Origin of the sequence: Aminobacterium colombiense DSM 12261, from assembly GCF_000025885.1 — a bacterium.
In the GTDB taxonomy this organism is placed as follows: Bacteria; Synergistota; Synergistia; order Synergistales; family Aminobacteriaceae; genus Aminobacterium; species Aminobacterium colombiense.
On record NC_014011.1, the window covers coordinates 1,069,562 to 1,095,458 of the forward strand.

Genomic DNA, 25,897 nt, shown 5'->3' on the forward strand with positions numbered 1-25,897 from the left:
AAAATTTTATATATCAATGATCTTTTCAAGAAAGGGCGGAGTCAGAACCCCTTTTTCTGTGACGATTGCTTGTATTAGTGTATGTGGGGTTACATCGAAGGCCGGGTTCCAAACAGGAAATGACTCTGGGATCAGAGGATGGCCGGCAGGCTCCCGCACCTCGCTGCCGTCCCTTTCTTCAATTTCAATGCAAGACCCCTCGCAGGCCTCCTTATCTATGGTCGACGTTGGCGCAACCACATAAAAGGGCACTGAGTGATAGCGGGCCAGAATAGCGAGGGAATAAGTGCCAATTTTATTAGCTGTATCACCATTCAATGCAATTCTATCGGCTCCTACCAAAACAGCGGCAACAGCCTGTTTTTGCATAAGAGCACCTGCCATATTGTCACATATTACAGTAACATCAAACCCCTCCTCAAGCAGTTCCCATGCGGTAAGGCGAGCCCCTTGAAAGACCGGACGGGTTTCATCAGCATAGACCTTTATATTTTTACCATGTTCCCGTGCTGCACGAATTACTCCCAATGCTGTACCATAACCTGCAGTGGCAAGAGAACCAGCATTGCAGTGAGTTAAAACTATGCCATCCCTGGGAAGAAGGCTCTGACCCAAAGTGCCGATCTGACGATTTATAGCAATATCTTCTTCCCGAATGGCGTGGGCTTCATTAAGCAAACACGAAAAGAGTTTCTCTTCTTCTGTTCCCGCCGCAATTTGTGACATTCGATCCAGAGCCCAGAATAGATTTACAGCAGTTGGTCTCGTTCTGGAAAGCCTTTCTATGGCTCTTTCTACTTCTAACTTTCCCTTTCGTGCCCCAAGTGCCACCCCATAGGCTGCCGCAACTCCTATGGCCGGGGCGCCGCGAACTGCCAGGCTTTCTATTGCTTGCGCCACATCTTCACAAGTGTTGCAAAATATAAAAGACACTTCCCAGGGAAGAAGCCTCTGGTCTAAAACGCAGAGGTTTTTTTCTTGGTTATTCCAGCAGACCGGACAAGGCAGCATGGTCTTCGTCCTTTTCTCCAGTTTTTGTTATCTTTTCTACCCGCACATTTGATCGTCCATCTATAAAGGAAAGAATGAGTTTTTCCCGAATCTCAAGCTGATCTACAGAGGTTACCACTTCTCCTTCTTCCTTTGTACAGCTTATAAATCCTCTTCCAAGGATGGATAAGGGAGAAAGGGCATTAAGTGCGCCTGCTACAGATGATAGTGCCTGTTTTCTCCCTTCCAGGAGGGTTTTCATTAGAAGATCCATATGTCTTTTATTTTCCTGGAGGATTTTAGCCCCTCTTTCCACCATTCTGGAAGAGTGAGTAAACATGAGCTGTTGGAAATGAGCGAGGTTATCTTTTTTCTTTCTAATATCCGTCTGCATGGTTCTAGACAAAGAAGATGAGAAAAAATCTACGTGACGAATGAGGTCTATGTGGTCGGGGAAAAGACGCTCTGCCGCTGCTGAAGGTGTAGAAGCAGCGACATCAGCAGCCAAATCGCTTAAGGTCGTGTCTGTTTCATGTCCTACTCCAGTTATCACTGGGACAGGACATGACCGTATGGCGCGGATAACCCTTTCGTCATCGAAAGGGTTGAGATCATCGCGACTTCCCCCTCCCCTCACAAGCATCACTGCGTCAACATCTATGAGAGGCCTGATCTGCACGAAGGCAGAAAATATTTCTTCCGGCGCGTCGTAACCCTGAACAAGACAAGGGACAATCACAATAGAACATTGGGGAAAACGATTACGTGACACCTTCAGCACATCTTTTATAGCAGCCCCTGTCGAGGAAGTGATTACTGCCACTTTCTGCGGATAAGCGGGAAGTTTTCTTTTTAAGCGAGGGTCAAAAAGCCCCTCTTTATCAAGCCGCAAGCGTAATTCTTCCCTGGCACGAGCCGCAGCCCCTATTCCTTGAGGGGTAAGACGGCGTACATAGAGCTGATAGCTCCCCCTGGGAGGATACACTCCAACACGGCCTTCCGCCCACACTTCATCCCCTTTTCGGGGCCACTCAGGAACACGAGCAGCATCATTCTTGAAAAGAACACATGATAACCGCCCTTCATCCCCTGATAAAGTAAAATAAACATGGCCGCTTGTATGCTTTTTAATTTCAACTATTTCGCCCACAACTATAAGGTTCTGTAGTACCGGATCAGAAAAAAATAGTCCTTGAATGCGGTTTGTTACCTCGTCAACTGAGAGTTTTGGAAGGTTTGTCCCCTGCATTTTCCTCATCCTTTACCGATGGTGAAAGAGCACGTACAATTTTGCCGAGTACTCCATTGACAAATCGGCCTGACTCGTCTGTTCCAAAGGTTTTCGCCAGCTCCACGGCTTCAGAGATGGCCACAGGTACAGGGATCATCTGTTTTATAATCCCTTCATAAATAGCGAGACGGAGGGCGGCGCGATCAACGGCCACCATTCGCTCAGGCCTCCACCCTACTACATGTTTGCGTATAAGGGTATCAATTTCAAAGCGCGCTTCCCACACTCCTTTAACAAGAAGAGAAGCATAAGAAACAACATCTGGCTCCTCATCTCCAAATGGATAGAGTGAGAACATTTCATTTACCTTTTCACTATTGCGAATATCGAGGGCATATAAAATCTGTATCGCAATTTCACGAGATCTGCGTCTTTTTTGAGGAAGGATGTTCTTAGTCAACATTTACCTCCTAATGATCTGTTTAACACGATTGATGAATCGGTGCAACAAAATCTGCCCATTTTCAGAAAGAAGGAATCGAGCTATCACAAAAGTCAGCGCACCCACTACTATTGTCCACAGAACACCTCTTATGCGCATATGGATAAGGGCCGTTAGCCCCGCTGCTCCCACAGTCCATGACAAGGGGTTTTTTAAGATTTCTGGAAAAACCCTAGGTTCTATGGGCTGCTTTTCTTCAGTCCACGAAATATGGGCACCTAATCCCATTTCATTACAAGACGCTGAAATTTTCTCCTCTAGCATCTTAACTTCGAGAGTATTATGGGGATGAGGCAACGATAAAACAATATACAACGAATTCTCTGCTCTGGAAAGGGCTACTTCTTTGCATGCATAGGAAGGCAAAAGCAAGGAATTTATAAATTCTGTTATCCCTTCCCTAGAAAGACTGAGACTTCCAAGGGCTGTACTTTTCCAAAAAAGATACACTTTTAACCACCCCCGGGATTAAAGACAGGCCGGCCACAATGGCCGGCCTGTCAATCTTATAGTAAGAACTAATTCTATTTAGGCTCAGCGTCAACATCAATTCCTGAAGTAAAATCTTCTTTGGTAGGAATCTTATCTGAAGCTAGTTTTTCTGTATCGGCAACAACATTCTCTGCCGGGCGATCATTAATAAATATTCCCTGCACATTGACATTGACAGCTTTCACTGCATAACCAGTATACTGTTCGAGATTGTTTTTTACTGCCTCCTGAAGATCCCAAGCCACATCAGGAATACGAAGCCCGTATTTTACCAGTACGAACACATCCACAGTTATAAGGGGTGGAGTTACGTTCTCTTCAACAGAAACCTTTATCCCGTCAATAGCTTTGCGTCCTACTAACCCTAATTTAGAGGCTAGCCCTGGATTTGCCGGTTGCACCCCAGGGACAAGAGATAACGTTTTTCGGGCTAGTTCAGTGATGACATCTTCTGCTATATGAACACTCCCCTGAACAGAACGCTCTTCAGCAGCCATTGTCTGTTCTTCTATTGCTCCTTCTGGTTCTTTTTCTTGCTCCTGAGATTCCAGGTCCAGGGTGTTATGAACTTCATCCATCACTAACCCTCCTTTTTAGCTTACTCCTCAGCTGGTTGGGCAAAGGTCTCTCCACAGTCAGGGCATTGAAGAGCTTCGCCTTCTTCATACATTTCCGGCTGGTAGTAAAAAACATGTCCGCATTTCGGGCATGCTACAGACTCATAGGCTTCATCAAATTCATTCTCTTCTTCGTCGGTTTCTTCAAAATCTTCACCCATGAACTCTGCAAAGGATCGTTCTAAAGTATCAAGGTCCTCGTCAAGAAGAGAGAAATCGTCTTCAAGCTCTTCATAAAGATCCTGCTGCTCTTCAATTAGCGCTGCATGCTCTTCAATTTCATCTGCAAGAGCTTCAAGAGCTTCAGTAACCGAGCTAAACGCTTTAGCTGCAGTTTCATCCTTCATGTTAAGCCCAGCCAACAAGCCCTTCAGATATGCTATCTTTTCTTTTGCGCTCATAGTTTGCCCTCCCAGATTCTCATTTTTTAGCCCGTTCGAGATATTCTCCAGAACGGGTATCAACAACCACTGTGTCTCCAATGTTTATAAAAATTGGCACTGTAATTGTTATTCCTGTTTCCAGTGTCGCCGGTTTCCCTCCGCTGGAAACAGTATCCCCCTTGTATCCAGGAGGAGTGTCTATAACTTGCAACTCCACGCTTTTGGGGAGATCGATTCCCATTACTCGTTCTTCAAAATACTCAATCTGTACTTCCAGGTTGTCAGTCAAATAATTAATTGCATCCCCGAGCACATCTTTATGGATATAGAGCTGATCATAGGTTCCCATATCCATGAAAACGTAGCTGTCCCCTTCCTGGTAAAGAAACTGCGCTGCTTTCTCGTCATAAATGACTCTTTCAAATTTTTCTCCGGAACGGAATGTCGTCTCTACAGAAGATCCTGTTTCGACATTTCTAAGTTTTGTGCGAATAACAGCTCCACCGCGGCCCATTTTATGATGCTGGTAATCTATTATTTCCCATATTCCATCTTGCCACTTCACTTTTATGCCCGAATAAAAATCACTGGTGTCAATAACTTGACTCATGCATTTCTTACCTCCTAGTAATATCAGAGCTTGTTATACACATGCAGTAAGGATACAGCATAAACGCTATAGATGCAAAGTGTAGAAGTGACACTTTCTGTTAAAGCCGCTTTTTTATAAGTATTTGCTATGATAGCTCTTCTTATGTATATTATGCCACATCACCTAAATAATTTATCCATGAAACTTATTATGCATTGCATGCATTTCGCGCCTATGCCCATCTGTTGACAGGTATTTATCACCATGATAGACTGCGTTATAAATTAAGAGTTTTATCCTTTAATTAGATAAAGCTGCAAAGAAGTGGGGTCTTAAGATGTCATCTTTCAAACAAATGATCCGTCTCGATAAAAACGAGAATCCCTTTTCCATTCCAGATTTTATTCAAAAGGAAATCTTTTCTGCTCTTGTACATACAGAAATAAATAGATACCCCGACGCATCGTATGGAGAAATTAAGGAGTCGCTGCGAATATTAACAGGTTTTTCACCTAAAAACTATATTTTAGGAAACGGTGGAGACGAGGTTCTCTGGCTTCTGTTTGCCGCGTACGCAGGGCCAAACGCGACCATTCTTTCTTTTTCTCCTTCTTTTTCAGAATATGCCCACTTATGCAAGGTCTTTCATGCCCGTCATGTAACAGTGCCCATCGATATGGGCGATAAGGATTGCTCTTTTGACACAGGCCTTTTCTTAGAGAAGGTCAAAAGTGAAAGACCGGCCCTAGTCCTTATAGATTCACCCAATAACCCCACCGGTAAAAATTTGCCGCAACAGTTCCTTAGAGAGGTTATAGAAAACAACGAGGGAATTACAGTGATTGATGAAGCTTATGGGGAATTTGCTCAGAAAACCTTTTTGCAATCCCTCCAGACGAAAGAAATGCCTCCGAATACTGTAATTCTTAAAACTCTCTCCAAAGCATGGGGGTTGGCAGGTATTCGTTTTGGCTACGGCATCTGTGATCCCACAGTAGCCCACGCTCTAAATACTATAAAAAGCCCTTTTAACGTCAATCAGCTTACTGCTGCTATAGTTCAAATAGTTCTGAAGTATCCCCAATTATTTGAAAATCGAAAGATGGAACTTATAAAAATCAGAGACTCTTTTATTGATCAATGTTCACGATTCCCATGGCTTAAAATTTATCCGAGTGAAGCTAACTTCGTGTTGCTTCATATTCCTGAAGAGAAAAAGTTTTTGCAGCGGTTTTTTGAAGAAAACAATGTAGCAGTCAAGTTTTTCAAGATATCCCATGAAGATGATAGTTGGATTCGAGTTTCAATTGGCCTCTCCAGCGAGATGGAAAAGGTGCTAGATTGCCTTTCTCGACTATCAAAACGTTTTGAATAACGAGGAGGTAAGGAGTATATGTCAGAAAAGTGGAAAGATCGGTTAACAGATCAACTTTGCGAAGCGCTGCTCTCGTTAAACTCTGTTGATGAAATGTATGGGTTTCTCGAAGACGTAGCTACCATTGGGGAAATACGTGCCTTGGCACAACGCCTTGAAGTGGCTAGACTTCTCGACGAAGGATACACCTATCCTCAAATTGCGCAACAAACCGGAGCGAGCACTGCAACCATAAGCCGAGTAAAAAAGTTTCTCGAGTACGGAGCAGACGGATATCGCGCTGTCTTGGGAAACCTCAAAAAATCCGAGGAAACAAAAGAAGTGCAATAGGCGGCCAGAAGGCCGCCTATTGCACTTCTCCATTTATTACAAAAGCACATAAGTCGTTTACAGAACATTTATCGCATCGGGGCTGCCTTGCGAGACAGATATTTCTTCCGTGGGTAATGATATTAATGTGGCCACCCAGGTAACGCTCTTCTGGAACTACCTGCTCTAACATTCCTTCTATTTCTTCTGGTTTACAACGATCATGGGCCCAGCCAATCCTCTTAGAAAATCGGTGGATATGGGTGTCTACTGGGAAAGCAGGATACCCGAGATCAAATAGCAGCACACATGCCACAGTTTTTGCCCCCACTCCAGGCAATTTGAAAAGAAAAGCCCTTGCCTGTTCGCGGCCACGCTTTCGAAGCTCTTTTATGGAGTAGCTGCCAAATGCGTCTTGTACAGCTACAAGAATTTCTTTTATTCTTTTCGATTTGATATCGGATAGACCTGCGACCCGTATGGCTTCTTTTATTCGTTCAGTATCAGCCTGTGCAACTTCTTCCCACGTTGGGTATAGTTGTCTTAAACTCTCGTAAGCCCTGTCTCTGTTCCTATCGTTCGTATTCTGGGACAGAAGGGTTAATATGAGCCCATCCAAAGGCTCTTCATGGCGAAGATCCGGAGGATTTTTCTCCATATTCCAGCAAAGTTCAAGACGATCTAAAACTTTAGCGACATGAAACGAATTTGGGAGAGATTTGCAAGCTTTTTCCTTCAATGGGCTCCCCCGGTCAAGCTTTTGAGGTGTCTTTCTCATTCTCTGATGACGCACCATATTTCTTCTTCAGCTTCGCGGCTTCTTCCATCCACGTAACAAGCTGCTTTTTCACAAGACCATGCACGGAATCCTCAGGATACGCACCCTTTTCGTCAGGCACTCCTGCCGGTTTACCTGTAAGGATCTCTACCCCCTGGTCAATAGTTTCCACTGCCCAGATATGGAATTGACCCTTTTCTACGGCATCCAGCACATTCTGGCTTAACATTAAGTGAATAGTATTGGGCGCCGGGATCATGACACCCTGAGTTCCCGTCAGGCCACGATGCTCACAGTACCTGTAGAATCCTTCTATTTTCTCATTTACTCCCCCTATGGCCTGCACATTCCCAAACTGGTCCACAGAGCCCGTCACCGCTATATCCTGCCGCAGCGGGAGGCCGGAGAGAGCTGAAAGCAGGCAGTATAACTCGGTAGAGGATGCGCTATCCCCCTCAATCTCTCCATAGGTCTGCTCAAAAGCTATACGAGCTGAGAGGGAAAGAGGCATGTCCTGAGCATATTTCCTTCCAAGGTAGCTGGTAAGAATCATTAGCCCCTTATTATGGATAGGCCCCGTTAATTTCACTTCTCGCTCAATATTTACAATGCCTTCCTGCCCCATGTAGACATTTGACGTGATCCGCGAGGGGTGTCCGAAAGCATAATCCCTCAGATCGATAACAGAAAGTCCGTTGATCTGCCCTACCAGGGAGCCTTCCGTCTGAATATTGATAACTCCCTCTTCATAGGCTCTCTGGATACGCTCCTGAATAAGGTTGCTTCGAAATCTTTTTTCTTCTATGGCCTTATAAACGTGACGATCTTCAACGAGAGTCGCATTCTCAGAAAGAGCCCATGCCGTGGCTTCTACAATAACCTCTATTATCTTATTGAATTCCGTTGTTACACGATTCTGATGCTCTGCCAGACGACCTGCCCATTCTATAACCTCCGCAACCGCTTTTACAGTGAATGGTATTTTCCCCTCATTACGTACGAAACCACAGATAAATTGGGCCATCTGCTGCTCTGATTCAAAAGTACGCGGCATATCCCTATCAAATTCGGCCTTGATCTTAAACATCTTAAGGAACTCGGGATCGTAATATTGCAACAAAGCGTAGAGATAGGGCGTTCCCACCATAACAACCTTAACGTTAATTGGAATAGGCTGAGGTCGAAGGGAGGAAATGGGAATTGCCCCATACTGCTCCCCAAGGTTTTCAATGGTCGCTTCTCCTGTTCTAAGAGCACGCTTCAACGCTTCCCAGGACATGAAGTTGAGAAGTACCTTTTCAGCATCAAGCACGAGATATCCGCCATTTGCCTTCTGAAAGGCGCCAGATACAATCTTATGGAAGTCAGTGTAAAGGTAGCCTTGACGGCTTTCATACTCCACTTTACCTGTCAGATTATAATAAGTGGGGTTGGTTTCCCAAATCACAGGCACGCCGTTTTCAGGGTCATTGGCTACAAAGACATTTATGGTGTACCGGCTGAAGTCTATTTCCGTTGATTCGTCTTTTGCTGCCGCAACGAATATATTGAAGTTGCTGATAATATCTTCGGCCAGGGCATCGATCCACTTGCAGAGGATCTCAGTGGTTCCATACTTTTCTTTAACATCCTGCAGGTAGGGGGTAATAGCGGAACGGCAAATTTCCGCTTCCAGTTTGCCAATCTCTTCTTTTAAGGCTTTTTCAAGATCACGGATTTTACGCAGGGTGTCGAGAGTCCTTTGAGAGATCTCTTCTGATTTTCCCTGCAATTCCTTCTGTTTCTCTTCAGAGAGAGATTCAAATTCCTCCTGCTGCAATTCTCTTTTAGACACATCACCTGATTCCGTAGTTTCTTCGATCATAGGAATATTGACAAAGCCCTGAGGAGTTCGTTTAAGAGCGAAGCCTTTCTCACCTGCCCAGGCCCGCACCTCTTCCATAAGCCCATTGACCTGCTCCTGAAAGTTTTTTACAAGCTGGGCTTTGGCATCTTCATACTGGCTCTTCTCGAAGGCTTTACTGATCGCTATTTTAAGCTCACTCAGCAGTTCTTCGAATGCAGATCCCATTTCCTTTCCTTTTCCCGCTGGTAAATTTATGGCCAGCGGTCGACTGGGATCACTAAAATTATATGCGTAGATCCAGTCATCTGGCGCTGGTTTCTCTTTGGCACTTTCATGAAGTCGCTGAAGAGAGTAGCTCGTGCGGCCACTCCCTGGATTTCCAAGAACAAAGATGTTATAACCTTTACTTTCCACAGACAAACCAAAGGAAATAGCTTGCACTGCCCTCTCTTGTCCAATAAATTTTTCCAGACATTCTATATCATCTGTTGTTTTAAAGGAAAGGGCGCTAATATCAGTTCTTTTCCTCAGTTTCTCTAAAGGTAGTTTGTTTTTATTGATTACTGACACGGGGACACCTCCTCCGATGAGATAATAATTCCTCCGCCACAAACAACGTCTTTATTATACAGAACGAGGGATTGTCCTGGAGCTACAACTGGACAAATTTCCACTCCTCTAACCACCATGGCTTGTTCCGTCACACTCTCTATCATTACTGAAAAGGGGCGAGTTCTGTATCTATGCTCAGCCATGTAAAAAGCTCCTTCAGTTAAATAGCGATACATCACGGGTGCTTCACACCAAATACGCAAAGAAGAAAGCTCCTTTTTACGTGAGACACGCAAAATATTATGAACTATATTTTTAGAAACTACAAACCAAGGACCCCCAGGCAAACCTAAACCTTTCCGCTGCCCGATGGTGTAACGCCACAACCCGTTGTGAGTTCCGATTTCTTTGCCGCTTTCATCCATAATACTGCCCGGCTGGCATGTCTTCTTATCACTCAAATGAAAATTTAAAAAATCGTCAAGACCTTCCGGCGCAAAACAAACATCCTGACTCTCCTTTTTTTGAACCACCCACTCTGGCAAAAACGACTTGGCTATCTCCCGAACTTCCTCCTTGCGAAGATCGCCAAGGGGAAAAACAATAGAACTCAGCCACTCCCGAGGAAGGCGATACAACATGTAACTTTGGTCTTTTTTTTCGTCAACTCCGCGTGCTATGGCAGGCCCGCTTTCTTCCTCCACTATACGGGCATAATGGCCTGTAGCAACGTATGGAATAGCTTTTTGCTCTGCAAGAAAAAACAAGAGTTTAAACTTGACAGAAGGGTTACAAAGAATACATGGATTGGGCGTCATTCCCTTCTCATAAGCAGAAAGAAGTTTCGTTAACACGTTTTTTTGAAAGAGTTCCCGGCCATCGTAAACTTCGAATTTTATGTCAAGTTTCTGGGCCAGATCTGCGGCCTGTCTTTCAGCAACGCTTTCATCTGCTCCTGAAAGGGCGAAAAAAACTCCCACTACCTCATACCCCTGTTTTTTTAAAAGAAGAGATGTGACTGCGCTATCAAGACCGCCACTCATCCCTACGAGAACTTTTTTCTTCATTTTTTCACCTAGAATTCTGTAATGAACTTACGCAACTGGGCAATTAAAGTTGGAAGAAGCGCCGCACAGAAAACTATCCCCCACTCTTCCAGTTGAAGGGGGACAATTCTTAATACCTCCTGAAAAAGAGGAATGTACGTAATACTAATTTGAAGTGATATGGATAAAGCTATTCCACACAAGAGCCACAGATTCTGCCATAATTGCGATGGGTATCTGAAAAGGCTCTGCTTCCGCACACTTACGACAAAAAAGAGCTGAGCCAGAACCAAAGTATGGAAACTGATCTCTGTTGCCCTTACAAAATCTCCTTTATGATACCAGAGAGACCAGTAATACGCCGCAAAAACACCGGAAGTGATAACCACACTGTAGAAAAGAATCAATATCTTGTGGGTTCCTGTAATTATACCTTCATCTCTGCTTTTAGGCTTACGGTCCATAATGCCTGGCTCTGCAGAATCAAGAGAAAGAGCGAGGGCCGGCAAAACATCTGTTACTAGATTGATCCAGAGAATCTGAAGGGGAATGAGTATAGCCGGCAGTTTCATTATAATGCTGATGAAGACTGTCAAGACCTCGCTCATGTTGCAGCAAAGTAAAAAGAGTATGGCTTTTCGAATATTATCAAAAATGCGGCGGCCTTCTTTTACAGCTTCCACTATAGTATTGAACCGATCGTCCTGCAGAATAATGTCAGATGCCTCCTTACTCACTTCCGTTCCCTGAATGCCCATGGCAATCCCAACATCCGCCTGCTTCAACGCTACGGCATCGTTCACTCCGTCACCTGTCATGGCAACGACTTCTCCCGCTTTTTGAAGTCCCTTCACTATTTTTAACTTATGTTCCGGCGCAACTCTTGCCACAACTGCCACTTGACCAGCCTGGGCAGCAATTTCATCTTCCGACATCCTTTCGAGATCTGCACCTGTCAGAGACGTCTTGTGGGTATCTTTTAATATACCAATCTCCTGAGCTATGGCTTCCGCGGTAACACGATGGTCTCCCGTTATCATAATAACGTGTATGCCGGCCTTATGGCACAGAGATACTGCTTCGGGCACTTCTTCTCTAGGGGGATCATCTATTCCCGCCACTCCTAAAAAAACAAGGTCTTCCAATGAGGAACCCCAAGCCATCGCTATGGTACGCATTCCTTTTGAAGCAAGCTCCCTTACCTTGGCATACCATTCCTCCCGCGATTCTTCGGTGAGGGGGATCGCACCTTCTTCAGACCAGATAGCGCTGGAATCATTCAGTATCCGCTCTGGAGCCCCTTTCACTGCGACCCCATTCTCATGCCATGTAACCATTCTCATAGCTTGAGAATCGAAGGGTTCTTCCTTTATCCGAGGAAAGCTTTTTCGTAAAGACACGATGTCCTCTCCCGCATAGCGCAAAAGAGCTACTTCCATAGGGTCGCCAATTCCTTCGTCCTTTGAAAGAACAGCATCGTTACAGAGTACCGCTGTTCGAAGAAAAAGAGAACTTGCCAAAGGATGGACAAGCTCTGCCGTTCGAACTGTCATGTTATTCATAGTGAGGGTGCCCGTTTTATCTGTACAGATTACAGTGGTGGAACCCAGGGTCTCTACCGATGCAAGATTCCGTACCAGTGCATTGATTTTGGCCATTCTATGAACGCCGAGGGCCAGGGTCATGGTGGCAACAAAGGGAAGACCTTCTGGAACTGCCGCTACTGCTAGAGCAATGCCGGTTTCAAGCATAGAAACAAAGCCTCGCCCCTGAAAGATGCCTATCCCTACAATGATTGTCGCTATGGCAAGGGTTGCCCAGATAAGGAATTGACTGAATCTTGCCAGACGTTCTTCTAAGGGTGTAGACTGAGCGGCCACATGCTGCAGCATTTTCCCGATTCGCCCTATTTCGCTATCCATACCAGTATTGAAGACCAGAGCTCGAGCAGTGCCTTTTACAACGCTCGTCCCGGCATATACGCAATTCTTTCGGTCAGGAAGCAATGTTTCATATGCCAAAGTTTCTGTTATTTTTTCGATGGGCATGGATTCTCCCGTCAAGGCTGCTTCGTTCACCATAAAGTTAGATATTTTAAAAAGCCGTCCGTCTGCCGGAATCACATCCCCAGCTTCCAGAATTAAAATATCACCAGGAACCACGTCCTTCGATTGAATCAATGCGGGCCGGCCATTCCTCAACACACGGCAATGGGGAGATGTCATGGCTTTCAAAGCTTGCAAAGCCCGTTCTGCCCTGTATTCTGTAAGAAAACCAATAACCCCATTAATAATGATTACCACAACTATCGCACTTCCATCGAGAGTTTCTTTCATCACAAAACTGATAATGGCAGCCGCTGTCAGAAGATAGACCATAGATGTGGTAAACTGCCGTAATAAAATTTTCCACCATGGAACGGTTTCCGTTTCTTCCAGTACATTCGCACCGTACTTTTCCAGGGCCAGTGCGGCCTGCCTGTCGTTTAGCCCCCCCTCGGGAAGTGTCCCGAGTTCGTTCATAAGATGCTCTGCTGATGCAGCGTGAGGATTCCTATTCATGTAACTGTCTTCCTTTCTCCATCCCAAGCCCCTTAGTATTCAATGCCCCGTCGACCCGTTATCCCCTTCTGAAAAGGATGGCGAATTTCTTTCATTTCAGTTATCAGATCAGCGTATTCCAGCAAGGCTACTGGCGGATTCCGCCCTGTCAACACCACTTCCACGAAGGGAGGGCGCTTTTTAAGAATGTCTATAACTTGATCCAGTTCGACAAGTTCGTAGTCAAGGGCAACGTTTATTTCATCTAAAATAACAATATCAAAAAGTCCTTTTTCAATCCATTTTTTTGCCAGTTCGAGCCCTCGTTGGGCTTCTTCTATATCAAATTGCAAAGGGGAGCCCTTTTTAACAAAATCAGGGCGTCCTGTCTGAACCAATTGAATCTCTGGGAAGCGGGCTAAACTGGCAAGTTCTCCATATTGGGGCCAGCCCTTCATAAATTGAATGATCCCGACTTTCATGTTCCATCCCGCAGCTCTTATTGCTAGTCCTAGAGCAGCAGTTGTCTTCCCTTTCCCATCGCCCATATAGACCTGAACAAAACGCCTGACCACTGTATTTTTACCCATTTTGATGGCAAAGCTCCTTTATTTCATATATTTGGCCCTTGAGCCAAAGCTTTCTCTGTTTTAAAATGCCTTGAGAACGGAGGTTTGTCAATGCACAATATCTCGACTTTTCTTGTTACAGGAATAGTACAGGGAGTAGGTTTTCGGCCATTTTGTGCCCGACTGGCCGAAGACATGGGGCTTGGCGGCTCAGTCAAGAACACCTCCGATGGGGTTGTCATAAAGTTGCAAGGTTCCCAAACCCAAATCGAAGCTTACCTTCAAAGACTACAAAAAGAAAAACCTGAGGCCTCCCACATATCATCTATAGACCTGCTTTTTCAGGAGGACAGTTGTGAAGAAAAGGGAAACTTTGTTATAGAAAAAAGTCTGCGTCTTGAACATCAACGGGTGCTTATACCTCCTGATATCGCTACCTGCAATGATTGTCTCAGAGAAATGAGAGACCCATCAAACAGGCGGTATCGGTATCCCTTTATCAATTGCACTAACTGTGGGCCCCGATACACCATCATAGAAGATCTACCTTATGACAGACCATCTACCACCATGAGATCTTTTGCTATGTGCCCTCAATGTCATTTTGAGTATACTCGGTCATCTGATCGAAGATATCACGCACAACCTAACGCCTGTTTCGATTGCGGCCCCTCTCTCTACCTCATTGATAAAAACGGCAGGGTCGCGGCCGAGGGTGAAGAGGCCCTTCAGATCTGCTGCTCACGGTTAAAAAAAGGGGAAACAGCTGCCATTAAAGGGCTAGGAGGGTTCCATCTCGCCTGTGACCCTTTCAATAGTGAGGCTACGCAAAAGCTGAGGCGACGTAAAAACAGAAAAGACAAACCCTTCGCTTTAATGGTTTCAGATCTTGCTCGGGCCAAACAACTTGTCTATCTGACAGGGACAGCAGAAAAACTTCTTACATCCTCAAAACGACCAATTGTTTTGTGCCCCGCCAAGAGAAATAGCGGTCTGTCTCCATTGGTGGCCCCTGGACAGAATGCCCTTGGCATCATGTTGCCCTACACACCCCTTCACCATTTGTTGCTAGAGCACTTCGATGCCCTTATTATGACAAGCGCCAACATGAGTGACGCCCCCATTATTTCTGATAACAACGAAGCCCAGGCGTCCCTTTCTGACCTCGCTGACTTTTTCCTTATGCACAATCGGGATATCCACATGGCCATCGATGATTCTGTCATTGCATCCCAGGGGCAAGAGTACATAGTGCTGCGCCGGGCTAGAGGATTTGTTCCTATCCCCCTTGCATCTCTTCATAAGGGACCAGTAATAATTGCTGCAGGGGCGGAGATGAAATCCACATTTACACTGACCCAGGATAACACCATCTTCCCAGGACAATATCTAGGCGATCTCAAACAGATAGGGACAATAGTCTATTATAAAAAGGCATTAGAGCATTTTCTTAAGCTTTATAATTTGCACCCAGAATATCTTGTCTACGATCTTCACCCCCAATATATTTCTGGTCCACTCGCCCGAAAGGTGATAAAAAGACCCTTTAATGCAACTCTTGGAGTACAGCATCACCATGCCCATATGGCAGCATGCCTTCTTGAAAATCGCAGGGAAGAACCGACTATAGGAGCAATCTTTGATGGCACCGGGTATGGAGATGACGGAACGATATGGGGTGGAGAATTTTTAGTGGCAGATATGAAATCCTATGAGCGTAAGGGCTCACTGCTGCCTTGCCCACTTCCAGGGGGAGAAAAGGCTGTGCTTGAACCGTGGAGATACGGCCTGGCTCTTTTAACATTAACCCTGGGAAATGAAGAGGCAATAGCGCTTTCTGGTCAAATTTGGCCTGAAAAGAAGAGTCTGCTACCGAGTCTGCTCGCTATAATGAATGCTTCCCCTATAACCACTTCTTGCGGACGTTTCTTTGACGGTGTATCCGCTCTATTGGGTTTCTGCACCGACATTTCCTACGATGGACAGGCGGCAATGGAGCTCGAAGGACATGCGAAAGGAGAATCTATTGCTCCCTTTGAAATTCTGGAAAAGGACGATTTTTTGTCTTTGGACTGGCGTCCCGCATTGAAATGGATGGTAGAAAACCGCCAACACCATAGAAAGGAATCCCTTGCAGCCGCATTCCATGGAGGGCTTGCTCTTGGCACGGCTAACCTGTGTTTGCGCATCTCTGAGCGAACCGGGATAAAACACGTAGCCCTATCAGGCGGAGTGTGGCAGAACAGGAGGCTCCTGGTTCTGACTCTTTCCTATCTTCGCAGAAGGGGACTTCTCCCACTTACCCATCATCTGCTTTCTCCAAACGATGAGAACGTTTCTGTGGGACAAGCGGCCATAGGCATGGCCCACTGGGCAGTGCCAGGTCTTGAATATGTGCAGAGTGGGCAATAAAAAGGAGCTGCTTCGTCAGAAACAGCCCCTTTACAGTTTCATTCAAAATAAATGTTTCTTATTGATGGTTAGCCTCATATTCAGGTGCATAGTCTATGCCACTGATAGTACATAGTTTTTTAGGGTGATGAATGGCCTCTACATATCGCACAGTACCGCTTTTCGAGCGCATTACCATAGAGAAGGTACGAATGCGACGCCCTTCATAACGAACCCCCTTCAAGAAATCACCGTCTGTAACGCCAGTGGCAGCAAAGAAGACATTGTCTCCTTTAACGAGGTCGTCTAGGGTAAGCACAGCATCAAGATCAAGCCCCATGGCCCTGCTCTCTTCAGCTTCCTTCTCATCCCTTACCCAAAGTTTGCACTGCATATTACCCCCAAGACATTTAATGGCACAAGCAGTAATAACAGCCTCCGGAGAGCCTCCTATCCCTACGAGAAGGTCTGCGCCACCCTCTTCCTTGCAAGTCAAAAGAGCTCCTGCCACATCTCCATCCGGAATCAGCTTTATACGTGCCCCTATTTGGCGTATGCGGCTTTTTATCTCATCGTGACGGGGTCGATCTAGAACAACAACTGTTACGTCTCCAACAGATTTAGCTTTCTTTTTAGCTACCCTCTTAATATTCTCTTCGATGGGAGCCTCTATATCTATGACTCCGGCCGCATCGGGACCGGTAGCTAGTTTGTTCATGTAAAAAATATTCCGGGGATCATACATGGTTCCTTTTTCAGAAAGGGCCACTACGCTAATTGCACCAGGAAGCCCCATGGCCGTTAGGCGGGTGCCATCTATGGGATCAACGGCAATATCCACTTCGGGGGAAACCCCGGAACCCAGGCGTTCGCCATTGAAAAGCATGGGAGCCTCGTCTTTTTCTCCCTCTCCTATGACTACGGTCCCATCCATAGCTATCGTATTCAGCATATAGCGCATAGCTGTAACGGCAGCCCCATCAGCTTCGTTCTTATCTCCCCTGCCCATCCAACGGCCGGCAGCCATAGCAGCAGCCTCTGTTCCTCGCACCAGTTCAAGAGCCAGATTTCGTTCTGGAATCGCCATAATTTATCCTCCTAATCTTATTCTTGAATCTGAGACGGTTCAGTAAATCTTGAAAAGACCTCATCTACAGCACTCAAATAGTAGTCAATGTGGAATAGGCTATCAAGTTCTTCCCTTAAAATATATTGATTAACTCTATTGTCAGCCCATAGAAGGTCTGCAAAGGTTCCTTCTCCGCGCCAGCATTTCATAGCATTTTCCTGTACCACTGCGTAAGCTTCTTCCCGAGCCAGCCCAAACTTTTCAACAAGTTCAAGCAAAACCCTCTGACTAAAAACAAGCCCCTTCATCTTTTTAAGGTTGGCCATCATATTTTCAGGTTCTACGTCAAGGCCTTCCACAATCTGGGACATTTTCTGCAGCATATAAGTAATGAGATGGAAGGCATCCGGCCAGATTATCCTCTCTACGGAAGAATGACTGATATCCCTTTCATGCCAGAGAGCCACATTCTCCATGGCAGCTGCGGCGTATCCCCTCAACAAACGGGCCATTCCCGTAAGCCTTTCGCAAAGGATCGGGTTTCTTTTATGGGGCATGGCTGAAGAACCTTTTTGCTTTTTGCCAAAAGGTTCGAGAGCTTCAAGAACTTCTGTCCGTTGAAGGTGACGAACCTCCACGGCCATGCGTTCAATAGCTGCGCCAAGAAGGGCCAGAGCATTCATGACATGAGCATGTCGATCCCGCTGAAGAATCTGGGTTGATATCGCCGCAGGCTGAAGATCAAGAATTTCGCAGACACGCCTTTCTATGCGGGTGGGGCAATGGGCATAAGTACCTACGGCACCAGAAATCTTACCGTAGCTGATCTGCTCCCTGGCTTGTCCCAGACGTTGTTTGTCTCGAAGCAGTTCATAATACCAATTTAAAAGTTTCAATCCAAAGGTCATGGGTTCAGCGTGAATTCCGTGGGTTCGCCCAACACAGGGGGTATATTTGTGTTCAACCGCGCGTTTCCATATGAAAGAAAGAAGTCTGTCTACCTCTATTATGACAACGTCAAGTGATTCTTTAAGCAATAATGATGAAGCTGTATCAAGCACATCACTGCTAGTGAGGCCTAAATGAATGAAACGGCCGCAGGGGCCAACTTTTTCTGCCACCGCTGAAACAAAGGCGATCATGTCATGATGAACCTGATTTTCTATCTCGTAAATCCTCTCTATATCGAAATCTGCTTTTTTTTCAATTTCTTCCAGGGCTTCCCGAGGAATGAGCCCATCTTCCGTCCAGGCTTTACATACAGCCAGTTCTACCTGGAGCCACGTTTTATATTTGTTATCATCAGACCAAATTTTTTTCATCAATGGAGTTTCATATCTATCAATCATGAACGTTATCTCCTCTCCGACATTTCCTTAGACCAGATATCCCTGGCTTTCAACAGAAAAGCATCATAACGCCCACTGGCAAAATCAGGGAACGTATAATCAAAGGGAACCCACCGCTTAAAGCGGTATCTCATTGTGACCTCTGCAAAAATCCCATCAGAAATATAAATACGATGGGCATGGTCCTTAGTGGAAGCCAGCACAAGCCTAGCTCCATTGACATACCCCGGATCAATATTCACAGTTCGTATGGTTCGGTTTTCAAATGCCTTGCTGCTCTCTTCTTCAATAGAACAGCTCTCTTTTTTCCATCGGACAATATCTCCTCCGTGGCGAAGTCCCTTAAAAGAAAGAAACTGCCGATAGAGAGTTGGAGCTATGTCATGGTAATAATTTGTAAGATCAAAAGGAACAGGTTCACTCTCTGCGTCAATCTCGCCCCAAACCGCAGTAACTTTTTCTATTACCCATTCTCGCCATCTCTCGTCAGGGTACAGAACTCCCGTGATCAATTTCACTGGATAAAACATACAGAGGACTCCTTTTATACGTTATTTCCGTTATTTTCAAGCAACGCCCGCACAAATTCCTGGGGTTCAAACAGCCTCAGATCATCCACACTTTCGCCAAGACCTATATATCTGATCGGCAAAGCAAGACGGTGGGCTATGGCAAGGATGACGCCACCTTTTGCAGTGTTGTCATATTTCGACAAAATCACTCCATTCAGGCTGAGAGCCTTATGGAATGATTCGGCCTGGGCAAATCCATTCTGCCCCATAACGGCATCAAGCACTAGAAGGTTTTCCATAGAATCCCGCCCCACTTCGCGCTCAATAACACGGACAATCTTTGTAAGTTCCTCCATCAGATTATGTTTTGAATGAAGCCTTCCTGCTGTATCGATAATCAAAACATCCGCTCCAGAAGCCCGAGCTGCCTGAAGGGCATCATAAGCGACTGCGGCAGAATCGCTTCCCTGCTGCTGGGCAATAACGCGGCTTCCCGTACGCTCACCCCATATTTTCAGTTGATCGATAGCAGCAGCTCTAAAGGTATCGGCTGCGCCTAAAATAACCTTTTTACCCTGTCGATGGAACTGTTCCGCTAATTTTGCAGCAGTAGTAGTCTTACCACTGCCATTCACTCCCACGAGCACGATGACTTTAGGTGATTTGTCAAGGACAATTTCCTTGCCCATTCCATCAACAGCTACAAGGCGTTCTGTCACTAAGTCGATAAAATACGCTATTAGCTGGTCAGGCGTTTTCAGGCCTTCCCGCTTCACAGTTTTTTGAAGCTCTTCGATCAATTCTTCTGTAAGATCAATACCTACGTCGCCAGATATAAGAATTTCTTCTAGGCTGTCCCAAAATTCTTCATCTATTGTGGAGCCTGAAAAAAGTGAAACCAACCCGCCGCTCCAACGATTTTTTACCTCTTTCAGGCTATCTTTTAATTTACTCCAAAGAAACATTCGCTCCACCTCACACCACTAATCGTCTTTAGACGTATCTGTTTTTTCCGGCCTTTTTTTTCTCAAGGGCCGTTTGTTTCGGGGACGGCTCCGTTCTTCTCCCGAACGGGTTATTTTGTTTCGGGGGTTTTTTTCTTTTTTCCCCTCCGCCCCACCACTCCCAGACTGTGGTTTCTTTTTGCGTTTCCGTTTCTTTTTATTTCTGGCATTATTTTCTTCTTTTCCTCTATGCCTTTCTTTTTTCTCTTTTATATTTTCGTCCTCTTCCTGAACATCTGCAGGTTTAAAGGCTTCTGCATCTGTAAGGACTGTCGCTGCCAAACGTTCTTCTTCTATATCATGATTGAATGCAACGAGCACTCCCTCTTCTGGTAAAAGGGAAGGGGTTTCGAGAATAGACGATTCCCAGTTTTCACCCTTCATGACCGTTTCCTTGAAGTTTTCAAAGTCTTTTACAGATACTAGTACTTCAGTCCCTTCGGGAGTCCTTGCTCGAAAAGCGCTATGGGCCAGGTCGACGCCAAGTATAATATAAACACCTTGAGGAGCTTTAATCTTCGCTCCAGGATTGGGAAGATCCTTCCAAAGACACCCGTACATCTGATGTTCATAGGCCATACAACACATGAGCCGCCCACAAACGCCAGATATTTTGGTGGGGTTAAGGGCAAGATTTTGCTCTTTTACCATTTTTATACAAATGGGATCAAATTTATGCAGCCAATATCCGCAACAACATTCTCTTCCGCATGGCCCCAGGCCGCGCACAGTTTTAGCTTCATCACGAACTCCAATTTGGCGAAGTTCTATCCGCGTTTTAAATTCCCGAGCAAGGTCACGAACATAGGCCCTGAAATCCACCCTCTGTTCTGATGTGAAATAGAAAAAAAGTTTTTTGCGGTCTAATAAATATTCAACATCTACCAACTTCATAGATAGGTCATGCTGGGAAAGAAGCTCTCTCGCCTTAACAAGAATAGCTTCCTCTTCTTCCCGCTGAGTTTGTGCCATCTCTTCATCCTCTTCCGTCGCAGTGCGTACAAAAGAGATATTTTGCAACATAGGTTCCCCACCCTTGGGCTGTCCATCGCAGAGATCCTCGCAACATGTATTTCGATAGCGGTCCTCCTGCTCTTCAGAAATTGGGCCGCCCACAATAGCCAGTTCTATCCCTCTCATTGTTTCAGCAACAATTTTTTCCCCTTTTTCCGGGGTGAAGGCTGTGTCTTCTATGTTTACTAAACCTAGGTATCTTGGTTTACCAAAGATTGTCAAATACATGTTCAAACGCAAAACCCTCCTTGAGTGATAATAATATAAGATCAAGCACCATCCCCTGTGGAAGTTTGCGGCTTTCACATATGAGACGTAACCTATCGACCCGGGCAGCAAGAGAGGCTTGTCCCTCTTCAATGGCCCATGTTTCCCAACAATGAAGTTGTTTCTCCAACTCTTCTATAGTCATAGTTTCCCCACTTTCAAGCCATTTTTTCCAGCTTCTCTCTGCTGATGGAATTTCTTCTGGCTCAAAGCGTTCTTCATGAGCTAAAGCGAGATTCCAGCATCGGCTCTTTAGTGTTGGTAAAAATTTGTCATTTTCCAAAAGGAAAAGAATAACTCCGTGTTCTGGCGGTTCTTCAACTATTTTCAACATGCTATTGGCAGCTGGAAGTAATAGAGTGTCCGCTGACTGAATAACTACAAGCCGACAAGAGGCAACCACCGGATAAAGAGAAAGTTCTACTGCTATCTCCCTGCACTCGCTGATGGTAGGCGCCTTTTCTAAGGAACCCGAAAGGACGAGATCAGGGTGGGTTTTCTCGTGCCAGGAACAGCACGAGAGACACTGTCCGCATGCATTCTTCTTTTCACATAGGAGAAGCCGGGCAATATCAATTGCTATCTTTTCATGATACTGCTTAGGCGCTGACAGCGCCAAGCTCTGTGGAAACCGATTTCCCTCCAAAGCTTTTTTCAGTTCAGACCACATTAGGCTTGATGTCACGAAACATGTTTCTTTTTCGTTCATTTCGATAGATGGACCTCCACAACTTTCCATATCTGTGCCGATACTTCCTCGGTTGGCTGCGAACCGTCTATTCGCACTATCCTATGGGGGAAACGCTTTGAAAGCTCTTTATATCCTTCACAAACCCTGTTAAGGAACCCGTCTGTTTCGGACTCTATGCGATCAAAATGCCCCCTTGTGGTTTTTATCCTGTTTATTGCCACGGGAAGGGGCGTGTCTATCCATAATGTAAGATCAGGTTCGGGGAAAGAACACCATGCGAAAAGGTCTTCTACTTTCTCTTCCGGCAAGCCTCTTCCCCAGATCTGGTAGGCTCGAGTGGAGTCGGTATAACGCTCACATAAAACAATCTGGCCGCACGAAAGGGCTGGAGATATAACCTGACTCACATGTTCACAGCGATCAATTACAAAAAGGAACAGCTCGCTTAGTTCGTGGCGTAGATCCTTCTCCAAAAGAAGTGTTCGCACAAAATCTCCATGAACCCATCCTCCCGGCTCACGAGTCCAGAGCACAGGCTCCTTTTTCTTCTGTTGCAACTGTTCTTTTAAAAAGGCTGCCTGGGTGCTTTTGCCGCAACCGTCAATCCCCTCAAGGGTTATAAACATCGTTATTTCCTTTCCTTGGCATCATTTTCTTGTGGTTCTACCTGTATTATTTCACGAAGGAGGCCTTCCACCACATAATCTGTTTTAAAGATGCGCAATGTCCCCTCGTCAAGCCTTCTTTCCTTGGTCTGACTCAAAAGCTCACGATCTTCTTTTGTTGGCCCCGGCTTCGCTCCATCATCAGGAACTTTATCATAGTTCAGTTCTAATATAACCTCATTGTTAGTTTCAAGAGCGTTAATTTCTTTCAGCATCTGGTCAAAATTATCAATAGACTTCCACCCCTGGACAATAGCCTCTTCTTCAAGGGGCATGATTCCACCGCCACGCACCGCGACCTCAACTGATCCGGCAGCATTTTGGGGCACCATCAGTTCAAATTTCTTTTTTGTCTGTTCTCCCCGGTAGGGACGCAATGTTATTTCCACAGGAACCTTTTCACCTGGGAGAAAGGTTTCACCTTCAACTTCCAGGCCCTCAATATATATAACGTTGGGTTTTTGTGTTATCTCCACAGCGAGGTGAAAGCCCAGCGGATAGACCTCCTTATAAGGATTCAGGGAGATCGCTTTCATTATTTCTCTAATCTCGCTAAGAGCTTCATCGCCAATATCTTTGTCTGAAAAGAACATGTTACTTCGAGTCCACCCTTTTGGGAGGCCAAACCCCTCTATCTGCAGAGAAATCCTTGCCGTCCCTTCTCCAATTCTTCCCCATAGGCGGTCAATCAAGCCCGTAAAAAGGGTTGATGTCATATCAGAGTTCACAAAGGGATCTGATACGATATGGAACCGCTTTAAGTCTCTCTGGTTTCGATCAATATCCCTAAAACGAAAGGAGGCATCCACAGATGGAGTAAAGTAACCTACTTGGCCACCAACAGCCTCTGCTCGATCCTGAGTCACCGTTCCTATAATTCGCGAGAAGCTGCCCACTTTAAATGGACTTTCCAAACTCGGGATGACATTATGTACCTGAACTTTTGTGGCAGGGAAGGCTACAACGCCTTTCTGTAGAAAAGGATGCCCGAAAGCTAAAAAACGCCCCTTTTCATCAATGGATGTTACAGTACCAATAGTTCCAACTGTTACGTCACCCCATGCCAGAAGAACCCCTACCGCCTCCCCTGGGACCAACTGACTGCTGTAGTCTACCAGTTGTCCCTCGCCATTTAATCCTCCGGCAAGGACTGCCTTTCCTCCCAGAAAGGTCCCAAGACGATCTGCTGTCCTCTGGCTGACTCCACCAACTTGAAGGGGAGCTGCTTTTTTGATCAACCCTGTAATCTCATTTTCCTTTTCATCCTCTTTTTCTTGTTCCAGTTCAAGTTCATGTTCTTCCGGAGGAAAAACCGATAGTTGTGGAAGTTTCTGTCTTTCATCTGGCCATTCCCAAATAGACATCATATCTTCTATAGGGGTTACGTACCCAATATCATGCTCGCTAAAATTAAAACCGTATCCTATTGCTCCTATGAGTTTTTTATTGATATAAACAGGGCTTCCGCTCATCCCTGCCGCAATGCCCCCTGTCTTTTTTATAATATCACCGCCAGCACGTACCATAATCAAATGGCGCGGCCTGCTTTCAAGCTGGGGGACTACGCTTATTATCTCTATGGGAAAGGATACTACATCTTCACCTTGAATAACGGTCAAAGCTTCCCCTTTCATTCCCGGCTTGATCTCACTGAGAGGAAGAATTGGTACAGATGAAGCAAAAGAAACTGAAGAGGCAAAACCTGTTTCTATTAATATTGTGAGTAAAATTAAAATGGAAACAATGCCAACGGAAACTTTGCTTCGTACATAACGTTCTATCAAGACTATCCTCCTCCTAACCACTCTATTCGCTATTTGCTGCCAAGTTTCTTCCAACGCAAGTAGGCCATTATGAAGTCGTCAATATCTCCATCTAGCACGGCCTGCACATTCCCCGTTTCCTCTCCAGTCCTGTGATCTTTGACGAGGGTATAGGGGTGAAGGACATATGAACGGATCTGACTCCCCCAGCTTATTTCTTTTTTCTCTCCTATAATGGTATCCATTTCGTTTCTTCGCTCTTCAATGGCCCTCTCATAGAGCTTGCTCTTCAGAACCTGCATTGCCACAGCTTTATTCATATGCTGAGAACGCTCATTCTGGCAGCTTACCACAATACCGGAGGGGAAATGGGTTATACGAACTGCTGAGTCAGTCATGTTGACATGCTGGCCGCCAGCTCCGCTTGATCGGTAGGTATCGATCCGCAAGTCTTCAGTCCGTATCTCTATGTCTTCATCTTCAGGAAGTTCAGGAACAATATCCACAGAAGCAAAACTCGTATGACGTCTCCCCGCTGAATCAAAGGGCGAAATCCTGACGAGACGATGAACACCCTTTTCAGACTTTAAATACCCATAGGCATAGCTACCTTCAACAAGTAATGTAACGTTGCTAATTCCGCCTTCTGAATCTTTGATCAAGTCGAGTACCTTTACACGAAAGTCATTCTGTTCCATCCATCGCGCATACATCCTATAAAGCATTTCTGCCCAATCCTGGGAATCCAGACCGCCTGATCCTGCATGGACAGACACAATAGCATTGCCCTGGTCATAATCTTCACTCAGAAGCTCAATAAGCTGCTGGCGTTCTATTTCTTTTTTAAGGGAAAATGCTTTCTGCTCAAAATCCTTTTGAAGCTCTCTGTCTTCTTCTTCCTTAAGCATCTCTTCTATGATTTCAAGATCCTCATAGTCTTCGGCTATCTTCTTCCAGGAATCAAGTTTGTCCTGATAGCGAGCCAATTCCTGTGTTACTTTCCTTGCCTCATCACTTCCCCAGAAATCCGGTTTTAAAGTCTTTTCTTCCAGTTCTTGTATTTTTATCTCCAAAATGGGCAGGTCAAAGACTTTCCTGCAGTTCATCTTTTAAGGAACGCAGTTCCTCCAATACTGTAGAGTTTGGAATTGTTGCCATAATTCCAAATGCCCCCTTTACAAAATGCTGTATAATTTTCTTCAAGCATTTTATTATAACATTCTGATTGAGCTGTAATTGCTTTTATTCCAAAGAATTGTAAAGATAAAACATACTAAATATCCACCATATAAAGTGCACCTTTTAATAGAGGTGCCTCTTTAAGAAAGCTATGTCTTTTTGTTATAATTA

At 45.2% G+C, this 25,897-nt stretch carries 24 protein-coding genes; 3 read left to right on the forward strand and 21 right to left on the reverse strand.

Features of this window, described 5'->3' with window-relative positions:
• Nucleotides 1–6: 6 nt before the first annotated feature.
• The 7 genes from mtnA to efp form a co-directional block, all read right to left on the reverse strand.
• On the reverse strand, nucleotides 7–1,011 hold the full coding sequence (gene mtnA, locus AMICO_RS05280; protein ID WP_013048419.1) for an S-methyl-5-thioribose-1-phosphate isomerase: 1,005 nt from the start codon (nucleotides 1,009–1,011) through the stop codon (nucleotides 7–9).
• Entirely contained in the window at nucleotides 983–2,248 is a 1,266-nt protein-coding gene (xseA, locus tag AMICO_RS05285) for an exodeoxyribonuclease VII large subunit (RefSeq protein ID WP_244392371.1), read from the reverse strand. The genes mtnA and xseA overlap by 29 nt, the downstream gene beginning before the upstream one ends.
• A complete protein-coding gene (gene nusB, locus AMICO_RS05290) occupies nucleotides 2,205–2,681 on the reverse strand; it encodes a transcription antitermination factor NusB (protein WP_013048421.1) in 477 nt (158 codons plus the stop codon). Before nusB ends, xseA begins: the two co-directional genes overlap by 44 nt.
• A gap of 3 nt (nucleotides 2,682–2,684) precedes the next feature.
• Complete coding sequence (locus tag AMICO_RS05295) at nucleotides 2,685–3,173, reverse strand: hypothetical protein (RefSeq protein ID WP_013048422.1); 489 nt, start codon at nucleotides 3,171–3,173, stop codon at nucleotides 2,685–2,687.
• A 74-nt stretch (nucleotides 3,174–3,247) separates the two neighbouring features.
• On the reverse strand, nucleotides 3,248–3,793 hold the full coding sequence (locus tag AMICO_RS05300; protein ID WP_013048423.1) for an Asp23/Gls24 family envelope stress response protein: 546 nt from the start codon (nucleotides 3,791–3,793) through the stop codon (nucleotides 3,248–3,250).
• Nucleotides 3,794–3,813: 20 nt separating this feature from the next.
• Nucleotides 3,814–4,233 (reverse strand): CD1247 N-terminal domain-containing protein, encoded by a 420-nt coding sequence (locus AMICO_RS05305; protein WP_013048424.1) that lies wholly within the window; start codon nucleotides 4,231–4,233, stop codon nucleotides 3,814–3,816.
• A 19-nt stretch (nucleotides 4,234–4,252) separates the two neighbouring features.
• Nucleotides 4,253–4,825 (reverse strand): elongation factor P, encoded by a 573-nt coding sequence (gene efp / locus AMICO_RS05310; protein WP_013048425.1) that lies wholly within the window; start codon nucleotides 4,823–4,825, stop codon nucleotides 4,253–4,255.
• A 319-nt stretch (nucleotides 4,826–5,144) separates the two neighbouring features.
• Here efp and AMICO_RS05315 point away from each other — a divergent pair, with 319 nt between their 5' ends.
• Nucleotides 5,145–6,182 carry a pyridoxal phosphate-dependent aminotransferase gene (locus tag AMICO_RS05315; RefSeq protein ID WP_013048426.1) on the forward strand — a complete coding sequence of 346 codons (1,038 nt, stop codon included), beginning with the start codon at nucleotides 5,145–5,147 and terminating at the stop codon, nucleotides 6,180–6,182.
• Nucleotides 6,183–6,200: 18 nt separating this feature from the next.
• Complete coding sequence (locus AMICO_RS05320) at nucleotides 6,201–6,512, forward strand: YerC/YecD family TrpR-related protein (RefSeq protein ID WP_013048427.1); 312 nt, start codon at nucleotides 6,201–6,203, stop codon at nucleotides 6,510–6,512.
• A gap of 16 nt (nucleotides 6,513–6,528) precedes the next feature.
• On the opposite strand, the gene AMICO_RS05325 is transcribed toward AMICO_RS05320, so the two are convergent.
• Genes AMICO_RS05325 through AMICO_RS05345 form a run of 5 tightly spaced genes read right to left on the reverse strand, consistent with a single transcriptional unit; the run spans nucleotide 6,529 to nucleotide 13,843 of the window.
• Complete coding sequence (locus tag AMICO_RS05325) at nucleotides 6,529–7,269, reverse strand: endonuclease III domain-containing protein (protein ID WP_148211405.1); 741 nt, start codon at nucleotides 7,267–7,269, stop codon at nucleotides 6,529–6,531.
• Nucleotides 7,244–9,685, reverse strand: coding sequence for a Lon protease family protein (locus AMICO_RS05330; protein ID WP_013048429.1), 2,442 nt, complete (start codon nucleotides 9,683–9,685; stop codon nucleotides 7,244–7,246). Before AMICO_RS05330 ends, AMICO_RS05325 begins: the two co-directional genes overlap by 26 nt.
• Entirely contained in the window at nucleotides 9,676–10,734 is a 1,059-nt protein-coding gene (gene mnmA / locus AMICO_RS05335) for a tRNA 2-thiouridine(34) synthase MnmA (RefSeq protein WP_013048430.1), read from the reverse strand. The genes AMICO_RS05330 and mnmA overlap by 10 nt, the downstream gene beginning before the upstream one ends.
• Before the next feature lie 8 nt (nucleotides 10,735–10,742).
• Complete coding sequence (locus AMICO_RS05340; RefSeq protein ID WP_013048431.1) at nucleotides 10,743–13,274, reverse strand: cation-translocating P-type ATPase; 2,532 nt, start codon at nucleotides 13,272–13,274, stop codon at nucleotides 10,743–10,745.
• 32 nt (nucleotides 13,275–13,306) lie between these two features.
• On the reverse strand, nucleotides 13,307–13,843 hold the full coding sequence (locus tag AMICO_RS05345; protein WP_013048432.1) for a cob(I)yrinic acid a,c-diamide adenosyltransferase: 537 nt from the start codon (nucleotides 13,841–13,843) through the stop codon (nucleotides 13,307–13,309).
• Between the two features lie 90 nt (nucleotides 13,844–13,933).
• Between AMICO_RS05345 and hypF the strand changes: the two genes are divergently transcribed.
• Nucleotides 13,934–16,234: a carbamoyltransferase HypF gene (gene hypF, locus AMICO_RS05350; protein ID WP_013048433.1), complete on the forward strand. Its 2,301-nt coding sequence runs from the start codon at nucleotides 13,934–13,936 to the stop codon at nucleotides 16,232–16,234.
• A 58-nt stretch (nucleotides 16,235–16,292) separates the two neighbouring features.
• Here hypF and glpX read toward each other — a convergent pair whose 3' ends face one another.
• From glpX to prfB, 9 genes are all read right to left on the reverse strand, one after another.
• On the reverse strand, nucleotides 16,293–17,300 hold the full coding sequence (gene glpX, locus AMICO_RS05355; RefSeq protein WP_013048434.1) for a class II fructose-bisphosphatase: 1,008 nt from the start codon (nucleotides 17,298–17,300) through the stop codon (nucleotides 16,293–16,295).
• 17 nt (nucleotides 17,301–17,317) lie between these two features.
• Entirely contained in the window at nucleotides 17,318–18,631 is a 1,314-nt protein-coding gene (purB, locus tag AMICO_RS05360; RefSeq protein WP_013048435.1) for an adenylosuccinate lyase, read from the reverse strand.
• Nucleotides 18,632–18,636: 5 nt separating this feature from the next.
• Complete coding sequence (locus AMICO_RS05365; protein ID WP_013048436.1) at nucleotides 18,637–19,161, reverse strand: DUF4416 family protein; 525 nt, start codon at nucleotides 19,159–19,161, stop codon at nucleotides 18,637–18,639.
• Nucleotides 19,162–19,175: 14 nt separating this feature from the next.
• Nucleotides 19,176–20,108, reverse strand: a complete 933-nt coding sequence (gene ftsY / locus AMICO_RS05370; RefSeq protein WP_013048437.1) for a signal recognition particle-docking protein FtsY — start codon at nucleotides 20,106–20,108, stop codon at nucleotides 19,176–19,178.
• A gap of 18 nt (nucleotides 20,109–20,126) precedes the next feature.
• On the reverse strand, nucleotides 20,127–21,389 hold the full coding sequence (locus tag AMICO_RS05375) for a PSP1 domain-containing protein (protein WP_169302827.1): 1,263 nt from the start codon (nucleotides 21,387–21,389) through the stop codon (nucleotides 20,127–20,129).
• Nucleotides 21,367–22,137, reverse strand: a complete 771-nt coding sequence (locus AMICO_RS05380) for a DNA polymerase III delta subunit-related protein (RefSeq protein ID WP_013048439.1) — start codon at nucleotides 22,135–22,137, stop codon at nucleotides 21,367–21,369. The genes AMICO_RS05375 and AMICO_RS05380 overlap by 23 nt, the downstream gene beginning before the upstream one ends.
• Nucleotides 22,134–22,745 (reverse strand): dTMP kinase, encoded by a 612-nt coding sequence (tmk, locus tag AMICO_RS05385; protein WP_013048440.1) that lies wholly within the window; start codon nucleotides 22,743–22,745, stop codon nucleotides 22,134–22,136. The genes AMICO_RS05380 and tmk overlap by 4 nt, the downstream gene beginning before the upstream one ends.
• Nucleotides 22,746–22,747: 2 nt before the next feature.
• The gene (locus AMICO_RS05390; RefSeq protein ID WP_013048441.1) at nucleotides 22,748–24,568 is read right to left on the reverse strand and encodes a SpoIVB peptidase S55 domain-containing protein; all 1,821 of its coding nucleotides are present in this window, start codon (nucleotides 24,566–24,568) and stop codon (nucleotides 22,748–22,750) included.
• 29 nt (nucleotides 24,569–24,597) lie between these two features.
• Nucleotides 24,598–25,705, reverse strand: a protein-coding gene (prfB, locus tag AMICO_RS05395) for a peptide chain release factor 2 (protein ID WP_013048442.1) whose coding sequence is annotated in 2 segments (ribosomal slippage) — nucleotides 24,598–25,632 and nucleotides 25,634–25,705 — 1,107 coding nt in all. Because the reading frame shifts where the segments join, the coding sequence is not laid out codon by codon here.
• Between the last annotated feature and the right edge of the window lie 192 nt (nucleotides 25,706–25,897).